The organism is Providencia sp. PROV048, from assembly GCF_033688165.1.
Lineage (GTDB): Bacteria > Pseudomonadota > Gammaproteobacteria > Enterobacterales > Enterobacteriaceae > Providencia > Providencia hangzhouensis.
The window spans coordinates 1,724,058-1,736,408 of the sequence record NZ_CP096360.1; the positions used below are offsets into that span (position 1 = coordinate 1,724,058).

Sequence of the window (12,351 nt, forward strand, 5' to 3'; positions counted from 1 at the left end):
ATTATATTAATCTGCTGATTTGTCTTTCACTTCGTGGCAAACTTTAGTTATTCATATATTCCCTTTCAAAATACAGGCTGGAGAACCCCTTCTTGGAAAAGATTTTCGTTGATGAAGCCGTTGCAGAACTTCATACCATTCAAGATATTTTGCGTTGGACGATGAGCCGCTTTAATGCGGCTAATGTGTACTATGGCCACGGTACAGATAACCCATGGGATGAGGCGCTACAATTGGTGTTACCAACACTTTACTTGCCTCTAGACCTGCCCGATGAACTATTAACATCCCGCTTAACGCCAACAGAGCGTCACCGTATTATTGAGCGTGTTTTACGCCGTATCAATGAGCGTATTCCAGTTGCATACCTGACAAATCGTTCATGGTTCTGTGGTCATGAATTTTATGTTGATGAACGTGTGCTTATCCCTCGCTCGCCAATTGGTGAGTTAATCAATAACCACTTTGTTGGCTTAGTGGCTGATGAACCGCAAACCATTCTTGATTTATGTACCGGAAGTGGTTGTATTGCGATTGCTTGTGCTTATGAGTTCCCTGATGCAGAAGTCGATGCGGTTGATATTTCAAGTGATGTGCTGGCGGTGGCTGAACAAAATATTGCCAATCATGGTTTAGAACACCGTGTGATACCGATTCGTTCTGACTTATTCCGTGATATGCCAGAGGTTAAATATGACCTGATCGTGACGAATCCACCGTATGTTGATGCGGAAGATATGGACGATTTACCAGAAGAGTTTCGTGTCGAGCCTGAATTAGCACTGGCTGCTGGAAGTGATGGTTTGAAACTGGTACGCCGTATTTTAGCGAATGCCCCGCGTTTTCTGACGGAAGAAGGGGTGTTAGTGTGCGAAGTGGGTAACAGTATGGTTCATTTAATTGAACAATACCCTGAAATTCCATTTATTTGGCTGGACTTCGAATACGGCGGTGATGGTGTGTTTATGTTAACACGTGAGCAACTTGTTGAGCACCACGCACATTTTGAGCTTTATATCGATTAATCAACAGTTGCGTGATGTTCCAAGATCATGTAATCAATAATAACGACACAACGATATAATAATTAACAACCAAAATTCTTAGTAAAACAAGAATGGCTTAGAATAGGATACTCCGATGGCAGGAAATTCAATTGGGCAACTTTTCCGCGTAACCACATTTGGTGAGTCACACGGGGTTGCATTAGGTTGCATCGTCGATGGGGTTCCCCCTGGCTTAGCACTGACAGAAGCAGATTTACAAAAAGATTTAGACCGTCGCCGTCCAGGAACATCTCGTTATACGACAGCGCGTCGGGAGCCCGACCAAGTCAAAATCTTATCTGGTGTGTTTAATGGTGTGACAACGGGCACGAGTATTGGTTTACTGATTGAAAATACCGACCAACGCTCGCAAGATTATGGCGCGATTAAAGATGTTTTTAGGCCCGGTCATGCAGACTACACTTACGAACAAAAATATGGCCAGCGAGATTACCGTGGTGGTGGTCGCTCATCAGCACGTGAAACAGCTATGCGTGTTGCGGCAGGGGCGATTGCGAAAAAGTATCTACAAGAAAAGCTTGGTGTGCAAATTCATGGTTGTTTAACGCAAATGGGGTCAGTCGCTTGTGAAATTAAAGACTGGTCAATTGTCGAAGAAAACCCGTTTTTCTGTCCTGATCCAAGCAAGTTAGAAGCACTTGACGAATTATTGCGTGGTTTAAAGAAAGAAGGTGATTCGATTGGCGCTAAAATTACCGTCATTGCAGAGCATGTGCCTGCGGGCTTAGGTGAGCCGGTATTTGACCGTTTAGATGCCGACCTCGCTCATGCGTTGATGAGTATTAATGCGGTAAAAGGCGTGGAAATTGGTGATGGTTTCGGTGTTATTTCGCTTAAAGGCAGCGAAAACCGTGATGAAATTACCCGTAATGGTTTCACCTCAAACCATGCAGGTGGCATTTTAGGCGGTATTAGCAGCAGCCAGCCTATCATTGCACATATTGCGTTAAAGCCGACATCCAGTATTACCGTTTCAGGTAAAACACTAAACCGTGATGGTGAAGAAGTTGAAATGATCACCAAAGGGCGTCATGACCCTTGTGTAGGCATTCGCGCGGTACCAATTGCGGAAGCGATGATGGCGATTGTTCTAATGGACCACTATTTACGTCATCGTGGCCAATGTGCGGATGTAACGCCAGCAATGGAACCGTTTGAGTAACCGTTTTACTGTGTTTATGTAGTGACAACTGAGCGGCCTATAAGGTCGCTTAGTTGATGATGAAGGTTCGGATGAAGCCTCCTAAAAATACCTCATCTAGGTTGTGATACCACCAAACCTGATTGGCGATATATTCACATCAACATCATGATATTACTTCTTTTTGGATAGTAAAATGGATTGGCTAACTGCCGTTGCACCTGAAGTTTATGCTTTACTCTTCTTTGTTGCGCTGTTTGCAGGGTTTATTGACTCCATCGCGGGTGGCGGTGGGCTATTAACGATCCCAGCCCTGTTATCTGTGGGAATAACTCCAGTTGAAGCTTTAGCAACCAATAAATTGCAAGCGGTTGGCGGTTCGTTTTCTTCAACGCTCTATTTTGTCAGGCGAAAAGCCATAGATTTACGAGCACAACTGTTTCCGTTCATTATGACCATGATTGGTGCCATGCTGGGTGCGATTGTCATTCAAATGATTGATACCGCGTTCTTAAAACAGCTATTACCCATCTTGGTGATTTGTGTCGGCTTATACTTTTTATTGACGCCATCAATTGGTGTACAAGACCGCCAACAGCGTATCAGTATGCCTTTCTTCGGGGTGGCAATTGGGATGACGCTGGGTTTTTATGATGGTGCCTTTGGTCCCGGAACCGGTTCATTTTTGGCATTGGGTTATGTTTTGTTGCTTGGTTATAATCTTGCCAAAGCTACCGCGCATGCGAAGTTACTTAATTTTGCCTCTAATTTTGGCTCTTTAGTGTTCTTTATTATCGGGGGTCATGTTCTTTGGGCCTTAGGTTTTGTTATGCTAATCGGCCAAATGGTTGGCGCTCGTTTAGGTGCGCGTTTGGTCTTAACCAAAGGACAAAAACTGATCAGGCCGATGATCGTGGTGATTTCGTTACTGATGAGTATTAAATTACTCCATGATAGCCATGGTGACGTGATTAAAGCTTGGTTTCTCTCATTATTTTAAGATGATTTAAATTATTCATGAGTACACATAATTATCAGGATCTAATCAATATCTTTGATGAATGTTTTGGTGTGACATATAACACGAAGCTGGTAAAAGGGGATGATGAACCCATTTATTTACCCGCAGATGAGGCTGTGCCTTATCACCGTATCGTCTTTGCACACGGCTTTTTCACCAGTGCGCTGCATGAAATCTCACATTGGTGTATTGCTGGGGAGGCAAGACGTCAGCAAGTCGATTACGGTTATTGGTATTGCCCAGATGGGCGAGATGAAAAAACACAGTGTGAGTTTGAAGTGGTGGAAATCAAGCCCCAAGCGTTGGACTGGCTGTTTTGTGTTGCCGTTGGCATTCCATTTAATGTCAGTTGTGACAACTTAGAGGGGGATTTTGAGCCTGATCGTATTGCGTTTATGCGCAAAGTTCATGCACAAGTCATGCTTTATTTAGAAAATGGCATCCCTGAACGGCCATTACGCTTTATTAATGCGTTACAATTGTTTTACAATACGCCACCTCTTTGTGCAGAAGCTTTTCCTTATCCGGAAGATATTTTTGCCTAATGAACACACATTTAAGTAAGGATTAAGCATGCTTGCGGATTTAGAAACACGCATACTAACGAAAATTGATGATATGGTTGAACACGCGAGCGATGATGAACTCTTCGCTGGCGGCTATTTGCGTGGTCACTTAACCCTTGCTGTGGCTGAACTGGAAGAAGAAAACGAAACCAGTTCTGAAGCATTATATCAACGTGTCGAAGTCAGTATTCAAAATGCCATCAAAGCTGGCGAATTGACACCACCAGACCAAGTACTGGTTTTAGATATGTGGAAAAACTTATTAAATAACGCCATTTAATTTGTTGAGTTCTGTATGAAAAGCGGGGAAACCCGCTTTTTTGTTAGCTAAATTTTGTTGCGAGTAAAAATGATGGCGAATATTCGTTTAGCAACCCCCCTTGATGCCAAATATCTTCCTCCGGTGGAAGCCTCCGCAGGACAGGCATTTATGAGTATTGAAAAATATAAATGGCTTGCTGAAGGTGATGGGCAAACGGAGCAAGACCACCTCGATTTTATTTCTGAGCAATTAGAGTGGGTAGCAGTGAATGATTGTGATGAACCAATTGGTTTTATCAATGCTGAAGATCATCATACTAGCCTGCATATTTGTGAGGTTTCTGTTTGCCAGCAATGGCAAGGACGCGGGCTGGGTAAAAAGCTGATTAAGCAGGTACTTGGTGCTGCTTTGGCACGGAATATCACGGTAGTGACATTGACCACTTGCCGCGATGTGCCTTGGAATGCACCTTATTACCAACGCTTGGGCTTTAAAATTCTTGAAGATAATGAGCTAACCACCGAACTACAGGCTATTTTACAGTCTGAGGTCGATGCAGGGTTTGATGCTAAAGACCGTTGTGCAATGGCTATCTCATTAACTTAGTGTATTAATATTAGTGTATTAATAAGGGAGTTTAATAGGGCGACCTAATAATAATTTCCTTACCCAAAAACGGTTTGGGTTGAGTTCTGCAAGAGTTTCATCGTCTAGGGGGAGTACTTCCCCAAAAATTTGCGCCGCAAGCAATTCTGCGCAAAGTGGTGCGGTTGATAACCCTCTTGACCCTAATGCACCAAAAATAAATAAATTTGGGTGCACTGGAGCGAGTGCAATAGGCTGTTCTTTGGCAATTTGAGTGGGCAAATTGTGATAGAGTGCCACATGTTGTTCGAAATCAGGCACATTGCCTAATAACGGAAAATGGTCGCGAATAACACAACGAATACCTTGGCGTGAACGTTGCTGAGAAATATCGATATCCTTAGGCCAAGTTACATCGGGTAGGTTATCAACCAGCTTTTGGCGGTTCCCTTGCTGTTCCTCTTCACTATAATCGAAATCAAGTCGTTCACGTTGGTAGCTAGCACCTAAGCAATGTTGTGTACCCGTGGCATCGGCAGGGGTTAAATAGCCTTCAAAGCACAGAACATTTTTCAGTTGTTGTAGGGTGTGATTGGTTGGAATATGGCTGACTTGCCCACGCACAGGCGAAATAGGTAAATTAACGGTTTGAGCAAATTGGCGCAGCTTGTGCCCATTAGCAATAATGACAGTTGAGTGAACACGTGTTAGCTGTTTGTGTTGTGCGGTTTCAATTAATAACTGCCAATCTTGTTCTGTTTGTTTTAATTCAACGACATTATGTTCAAAACAGAAGGTAATACCCAGCTGTTGTAAATATTGTTGTAAACTCTCACAAAGCTGGGCAGGGCACAGCCATCCTCCAGACGCATAATGAATGCCATCATGGTTGACATCAACGCCGCAAATACCACTCAGTTGCTGACGACTTTTACCAATAGCAAAATCAGCTGGCCATTCGGTTCCTAGCATTCCTGCTATCTTGCGAGCCACTTTGTCGTTATAGGCTAATTGGCTCACGCCACACCATTGCCCTTCAAACGAGAGTCCTTGCTTCGCTAATTGATGGTAAAAACGAGAAGCAAAAGGGAAAGCGCTGACAAAAAAACGTTCGAGTGGGTCGTTATTGCCGGTGAGTAAGGGGTAAATAGCCCCTTGGCGATTGCCCGAAGCATTCTGTGCAACTTGTGTATCTTGGCAGTATAAGGTGACTTTAGCACCGCGGTTATGAAGGGCGTAGGCCGCTGTTAAACTGGCAAGCCCACCACCAATGATAGCGATATCAGTTGGGTTGTCTGCGCTTTTTCTGGCAAACCAAGGGGTTGGGATATCAATTTCTTTTTCAGCTAAGACCCCAGTTAACATTTCTCGTTTGTTACCAAAGCCTTTGACTTTTTTAAGGGTAAAGCTAGCTTGTTGAAGGCCTCGTTTAACGGAACCTGCCACGGTAAATGTTGCAAAAGTTCCATTGAGGCGGGCGAATTTTGCCATATTAGTGAACAGTTGTTCACTCCACATTTCGGGATTTTTTGAGGGAGCGAAACCATCTAAAAACCAAGCATCTATCTTATTGTTTAAATTGTTTTTTAGTAAAGATATTTGCTCATTTACATCACCAAACCATAAATCTAATATCACACTGCCATTTTCTAACATGATCCGCTGGTTACCCGGTAAGGCTTGTGGCCAATTTTCACAAAGGGATTGTGAGAAGCTGCTAAGTTCAGGCCAACATTGGTGGGCTGTCATTAAGTCAGATTGTGTTAATGGGTATTTTTCAAAACTAATAAAATGTAATTGTTGCAATTTTGCGTTTGGATTTTCGGCTTTAAATTGTTTAAAAGATTGCCATAATGCTAAAAAATTCAATCCAGTACCAAACCCGGTTTCGGCAATTACACAGGTTGTGAAAGGGTGCGTCGCGAAGCGCTCAGGAAAATGATTTCCTTGCAAAAACACATGGCGAGCTTCTTCTAAGCCATCTTGGTTAGAAAAATAGATATCTGCAAACTGTTCAGACATGGGGGTGCCTTCGTCATTCCAGCTCAGGCGTGCGGTTTGTACAGCGTTCTTTTTCACGATAAGCCTACATTCTTTATTTAATTCCTAAATTTTACCGCTGATATGGGTGTAAGGCTACCGTCATAAAAAAGTCTTATTGGCGTCATAAAGAAAAAAATACAAATATTTACCCTGATCGGACTTGTTCAGCGTACAAGTGTAAGCTAAAGTGACAACCTGTAATCCCGCAATCATATAATTATAGACATGAGGTAACGAATGAAGCGTGCAGTCATCACTGGTCTAGGTATTGTTTCCAGCCTTGGTAATAACCAGGAAGAAGTACTGGCTTCTCTGAAGGAAGGTCGTTCCGGGATCACTTTCTCAGAAGAATTCAAAGAGGCAGGGCTGCGTAGCCATGTCTGGGGTAATGTTAAAAATTTAGACCCAAAAGATTTAATCGACCGTAAAATTTTCCGTTTTATGAGTGATTGCTCCGCCTATGCTTATTTATCGATGGAACAAGCGATTGCGGATTCAGGTTTAACAGAAGAACAAGTTTCAAATTTACGTACAGGTATCGTTGTTGGCTCTGGTGGTGGTTCTCCACGTAACCAAGTTGCTGGTTCTGACGGTATGCGTGCTAAAGGTTTGCGTGGTGTGGGCCCATACATGGTGACTCGTGCAATGGCATCAGGTATTTCTGCTTGTTTAGCAACGCCATTTAAAATCAAAGGTGTGAACTACTCCATCAGTTCTGCTTGTTCAACATCAGCGCACTGTATTGGCCATGCGGTTGAGTTAATTCAATTAGGCAAACAGGATGTGGTTTTTGCTGGTGGCGGTGAAGAACTGAGCTGGGAAATGACCTGTGAGTTTGACGCGATGGGCGCATTGTCGACTAAATACAATGAGACGCCAGACAAAGCATCAAGAACTTACGATAAAGACCGTGATGGTTTCGTTATCGCAGGTGGTGGTGGTATCGTTGTTGTCGAGGAATTAGAACATGCGTTAGCGCGTGGTGCACATATCTACGCTGAAATTGTCGGCTATGGTGCGACCTCTGACGGTGCAGACATGGTTGCTCCATCAGGAGAAGGTGCGGTGCGCTGTATGCAAATGGCGATGCAAGGTATTGATAAAATTGATTACATCAATACACATGGTACCTCAACGCCAGTGGGTGACACGAAAGAGTTAGAAGCGATTCAAGAAGTGTTTGGTAGCAACTCTCCAGCAATTTCAGCAACGAAAGCAATGAGTGGCCACTCATTAGGTGCTGCGGGTGTTCACGAAGCAATTTATAGCTTACTGATGTTAGAACACGGCTTTATTGCGCCAAGTATTAACGTCGAAAACCTAGATGAGAAAGCTGCGGGCTTGAATATCGTGACTAAGCCAACCGAACAAGCGCTGGAAACAGTCATGTCTAACAGTTTCGGTTTCGGTGGAACTAACGCCACATTAGTGATGAGCAAATACAAAGCATAATTTGTATTAGGCTAACGTATTAAATAAGCGAGAACTTCGGTTCTCGTTTTTTTTAATCACTACTTCCGCCGTCCCCGCCTCCTGAATCGGACGATGAGCAATCTGAACTAGAACAATAATGGTTGCTTGAGCGGTGATTATTATCACTGGATGAGCTGTCATAATAAGGGGGCGTGTAGCTTGAACTCGAATTATTTGAATTCACTCGATATGCAGTTTCTTTCACATTTTTACGCACTTCAAATATTTGGCTTTTATCTTTCGACCAGCCAATAGTCACCAGTGTGGTATTTTTCTTTACGCTGATAAGCAACATTTCCCCACAAAAAATATGCATTTTACCCAATGCTTTTATTTGGATATAACCACTGTCTTTTTCCGTGATAGTGACAGGTTTCTGACTATGGATTGTGTAACAGTCACTATGGACATCAATAGTGCGAGTATATGCTAACGGTTTTGGCTGGATATTAAAAAGGACAAAAAGTAATCTATCGAACATTGTGTTTTATGTTTTAATAAATGAGATGGCTAAGATAATTGATTGAGGTTATTCAATACATCGTCATTATCTGAATCCGTGGTTTATTAATGATTGAATGAGTATTCGTCATTTTATTAAATTTTTCTGCCTAAAATAGTGACATGATATTGACTCAATGTTTAGTTGATTAGAGGAAATCATATGAGTGTAACAAGGTTTCATACGGCTATTTGGAAACAGGACTTTAAAATTTTAGGTGCGGCATTATCTCGTTATATCCGCAGTAAATTTAGTAGATTGATTAGCAAAATACATAATATTGAAAATCCATTTCCACTACATAGAAATGCACCAAAACGGCCAAGTACTACCATTAGTTCACCATCAAAGAATGTCTATTATGGTGAAGGAGCTCATGATAACAATGTGGTTTTACTTCGTTATATAAAACTTTCTACTGATTAATAAAAAAATGCCCCAAAATCACACTGGGGCAAAGTTTTACAGAGATTGTATGAACACGTAATTACGATGAGACAGTGGATTGTTTACGTTTACGAATACGCTTTATAATCGGTGGCAAAATTAGCACTAATACCGCTAGAACTAATAAGCTTTGAGAAATCGTACTGCTCCAAAGAATATCGAAACTACCGTTACTGATAGATAATGAACGGCGTAAGTTTTGTTCTAACATTTCACCCAGTACAAACCCTAAAATTAATGGTGAAAGTGGGAAGTTCATTTTACGTAATATAAACCCAAATACGCCAAGCCCCATCATGAGTAATAAATCAAATGTCGTACTATGAACGGCATATACCCCGACAGCAGAAATGCAAGCAATAGCAGGGACTAAAAACCATAACGGAACCGTTAACATGCGAGTGAATAAGCCAATTAATGGAATATTCATGATGAGCAAAACCACGTTAGCAATCAACAGAGCAGCAATTAACCCCCAAACAATATCCGGTTGCTCTGTAAACATACCAGGGCCTGGGGTGATATTATAGAGCGTTAGGGCACCCATCATTACTGCTGTTGTTCCCGAGCCCGGAACACCAAGAGTTAACATAGGAATAAATGACCCACACGCAGAGGCATTATTGGCGGCTTCAGGCGCGGCTACCCCTCGGACATCGCCATTACCGAAATCGCCTTTTTCACCACTGATTTTCTTTTCCGTCATGTAAGTGATAGCACTGGCAATGGTGGCACCCGCTCCCGGCAAAACGCCAACAAAGAAACCGACAAAAGAAGAGCGTAAAGCAGGGCCAGCACATGCTTTGGCTTCTTTGCGATTGAATAGCATTCTGCCTGTTTTACGGATCAGACCTTGGCCTGTTGCAGTGCCTTCGAGCATCAATAAAATTTCACTAACAGAAAATAAACCAATAACCACGACGATAAACTGCACGCCATCCGATAAATGTACGCTATCAAACGTAAAACGATATTCCCCAGAGTTGGCATCCACTCCCACAGTGGCGAGTGATAAACCCATTAATGCAGCCAATAGTGATTTGATTGGGTTTTGGCTCATCATGCTACCTAAGCAAGCGATAGCAAAAACCATTAAGGCGAAATATTCGGCAGGCCCAAAGGCGAGTGACCATTGAGCAAGCAAGGGAGCGAATAAAATTATCCCTACAATTGCAATCGTTGAACCAATAAATGAACTGACGGCAGAAATTGAGAGAGCAACCCCGCCTTTCCCTTGTTTTGCCATAGGGTAACCATCTAGGGTGGTCATGATGGCAGCGGCATCACCAGGGACATTGAGTAAGATTGATGATATGCGTCCGCCATATTCACAACCTAAATAAACCGTGGCGAGTAAAATTAATGCGGACTCGGCGGGTAATTTCAGGGCAAAGGCCAATGGTAGCAAAATAGCGACACCATTAATTGGGCCAAGGCCGGGAAGCATACCCACGATTGTACCGATAAAACAGCCAATTAAGGCGATCAAGATATTTTGAGGAACCAGTGCGACCTCGAAACCTTGCGATAGATACATCCAAGTTTCCATGATTTCGCTCCTTAACTTAGCAGGCTGCCAATAGGCAAGGTTACATCTAGCCATTTATCAAAGGCATAGAACAAAAAGATACCTAAGACCGGGCCCGAAATAATCGCGGCGATAGGTGTCGCACCAAATAGCAGGGCGATACTGATGGTGAGTAAGCTGGTTGCAATCGGGAACCCTAACCATTCAAAAGCCCATGCATAAATAACAAGTGCAACAACTAATAAAACTAAACGACGTAATACATAGGGTTTTGGCCACTCAACGGCTTCTTGCTTGCCAAATAATAAGGCAAGGGCACAAAGCGCCATTAAGGAGAGTATGACAACCGGAAAAGGGCGGGGGCCCAGTGGTTCATAACTAAATTCACTTTGGATCCCCCAACCAATATAAATTCCGATAGCACACAGTATTAGCCAAACTATGGCAAATATGCGTTGGCTCATCGTTCACTCCGTTATTTAGCTAAACCGAAGGCACGGGCTTGTTCACGATATTGCTCGATTTCTTTTTTGACATAGCTATCGAGTTCTTGCCCGGTTAAGTTGTATTCAAATAAACCACGCAGTTCACGTTGTTTTTTGAATTCGTCGGTTTGTTGCAGTTTTTGGAAGGCTTCGACCCATTGGTTATAGTCAGCATCGGAGACTTTCGGCCCCATATAGAAACCACGAATGATTGGCCATACAATGTCATACCCTTGTTCTTTTGCTGTTGGAATATCTGATAAACCATCACCAAGGCGCTTGTCTGAGTAAACAGCAAGGATACGAATTTTACCTTCATTGATATATGGCGTCATTTCACTGATATCCCCTGAAAGGACTTGAATATGGTTGCCCAGTAATGCAGTTAAGGTTTCACCGCCGCCTTCAAAGGCCACATAACGCATTTTTCGTGGGTCGATATCAATGGCTTTGGCTAATAAGGCCGTTTTCATCCAATCTTGGCTGCCAATAGACCCTCCCGCACCAAATACGATGCTGTTAGGATCTTTTTTGAAGGTATCCATTAAATCTTTCAGGGTTTTATAAGGTGAGTCGGCACGTACGGCTATCATACCGTAGTCGCTTCCCACACTGGCGAGCCAGCGAACATCGTTTTCGTTATAACGACCAAATTTCCCTTGCGCGAGATTGAGTAAGGAACCTCCTGAGAAAGCAACAATGGTGCCGGGTTCCGCAGGGCGTTGTGCGACAATAGCGTTATAAGCAACGGCACCAATACCGCCTGGCATATAGGTCACTCGCATTGGTTTTTCAATTTCTTTGGTTTCCAGAAGAGACACTTGTACTAACTTACAGGTTAAATCAAAACCGCCTCCAGGTTTGGCGGGGGCAATACATTCTGTACGTTCGGGTAGGGCGTTTGCTTGATTGATGCCAACTAAAAATATTGCTGTTGCTAAGGCCGTCTGGGTGAATTTTTTCATTATTTTTCCTTACTAAGACAATAATTAGAGGTATATATTATTACTGCTTGTTGTGCTGGTATGGCATCATCGCCCGATGAAGCTTTCATTTACCTTTCATTAACAAATATTATTATTTTTATGTGATATATATCAGATTGTTTTGTATTTTTACTTTTTTGTTATGTTAATTTAATGTTAAATTAATCACGTTAATAGTGTTTGTTAGCAATAGTTGTGATGGACACAGTAAAAATGTGCACATTTGCTTTCCATTCATTCAATGG

Annotated in this window: 13 protein-coding genes; 8 read left to right on the plus strand and 5 right to left on the minus strand. The window is 42.6% G+C overall.

Going from position 1 to position 12,351, the window contains the following annotated elements:
* Positions 1–92: 92 nt before the first annotated feature.
* From prmB to M1F26_RS07495, 6 genes are all read left to right on the plus strand, one after another.
* A complete protein-coding gene (gene prmB / locus M1F26_RS07470; RefSeq protein WP_004257202.1) occupies positions 93–1,025 on the plus strand; it encodes a 50S ribosomal protein L3 N(5)-glutamine methyltransferase in 933 nt (310 codons plus the stop codon).
* 115 nt (positions 1,026–1,140) lie between these two features.
* Entirely contained in the window at positions 1,141–2,229 is a 1,089-nt protein-coding gene (gene aroC / locus M1F26_RS07475) for a chorismate synthase (RefSeq protein WP_140172345.1), read from the plus strand.
* A gap of 175 nt (positions 2,230–2,404) precedes the next feature.
* The gene (locus M1F26_RS07480; RefSeq protein WP_004257209.1) at positions 2,405–3,208 is read left to right on the plus strand and encodes a TSUP family transporter; all 804 of its coding nucleotides are present in this window, start codon (positions 2,405–2,407) and stop codon (positions 3,206–3,208) included.
* 17 nt (positions 3,209–3,225) lie between these two features.
* Positions 3,226–3,774: an elongation factor P hydroxylase gene (locus tag M1F26_RS07485; protein WP_004257212.1), complete on the plus strand. Its 549-nt coding sequence runs from the start codon at positions 3,226–3,228 to the stop codon at positions 3,772–3,774.
* 28 nt (positions 3,775–3,802) lie between these two features.
* Positions 3,803–4,075, plus strand: coding sequence for a YfcL family protein (locus tag M1F26_RS07490; RefSeq protein WP_004257217.1), 273 nt, complete (start codon positions 3,803–3,805; stop codon positions 4,073–4,075).
* 69 nt (positions 4,076–4,144) lie between these two features.
* Positions 4,145–4,663, plus strand: a complete 519-nt coding sequence (locus M1F26_RS07495) for a GNAT family N-acetyltransferase (protein ID WP_239354234.1) — start codon at positions 4,145–4,147, stop codon at positions 4,661–4,663.
* An 18-nt stretch (positions 4,664–4,681) separates the two neighbouring features.
* On the opposite strand, the gene mnmC is transcribed toward M1F26_RS07495, so the two are convergent.
* Positions 4,682–6,721: a bifunctional tRNA (5-methylaminomethyl-2-thiouridine)(34)-methyltransferase MnmD/FAD-dependent 5-carboxymethylaminomethyl-2-thiouridine(34) oxidoreductase MnmC gene (gene mnmC, locus M1F26_RS07500; protein WP_140172346.1), complete on the minus strand. Its 2,040-nt coding sequence runs from the start codon at positions 6,719–6,721 to the stop codon at positions 4,682–4,684.
* Between the two features lie 201 nt (positions 6,722–6,922).
* Here mnmC and fabB point away from each other — a divergent pair, with 201 nt between their 5' ends.
* Positions 6,923–8,137, plus strand: a complete 1,215-nt coding sequence (gene fabB, locus M1F26_RS07505) for a beta-ketoacyl-ACP synthase I (RefSeq protein WP_140172347.1) — start codon at positions 6,923–6,925, stop codon at positions 8,135–8,137.
* Between the two features lie 52 nt (positions 8,138–8,189).
* Here fabB and M1F26_RS07510 read toward each other — a convergent pair whose 3' ends face one another.
* Complete coding sequence (locus M1F26_RS07510; protein ID WP_140172348.1) at positions 8,190–8,639, minus strand: hypothetical protein; 450 nt, start codon at positions 8,637–8,639, stop codon at positions 8,190–8,192.
* 183 nt (positions 8,640–8,822) lie between these two features.
* Between M1F26_RS07510 and M1F26_RS07515 the strand changes: the two genes are divergently transcribed.
* Positions 8,823–9,086 (plus strand): hypothetical protein, encoded by a 264-nt coding sequence (locus M1F26_RS07515; RefSeq protein WP_140172349.1) that lies wholly within the window; start codon positions 8,823–8,825, stop codon positions 9,084–9,086.
* Between the two features lie 61 nt (positions 9,087–9,147).
* Here M1F26_RS07515 and M1F26_RS07520 read toward each other — a convergent pair whose 3' ends face one another.
* The 3 genes from M1F26_RS07520 to M1F26_RS07530 are packed head-to-tail and all read right to left on the minus strand — an operon-like array spanning position 9,148 to position 12,085.
* A complete protein-coding gene (locus M1F26_RS07520) occupies positions 9,148–10,656 on the minus strand; it encodes a tripartite tricarboxylate transporter permease (protein ID WP_140172350.1) in 1,509 nt (502 codons plus the stop codon).
* Between the two features lie 11 nt (positions 10,657–10,667).
* Positions 10,668–11,099 carry a tripartite tricarboxylate transporter TctB family protein gene (locus M1F26_RS07525; RefSeq protein WP_094962691.1) on the minus strand — a complete coding sequence of 144 codons (432 nt, stop codon included), beginning with the start codon at positions 11,097–11,099 and terminating at the stop codon, positions 10,668–10,670.
* A gap of 11 nt (positions 11,100–11,110) precedes the next feature.
* Positions 11,111–12,085, minus strand: a complete 975-nt coding sequence (locus M1F26_RS07530) for a Bug family tripartite tricarboxylate transporter substrate binding protein (protein WP_004257243.1) — start codon at positions 12,083–12,085, stop codon at positions 11,111–11,113.
* Between the last annotated feature and the right edge of the window lie 266 nt (positions 12,086–12,351).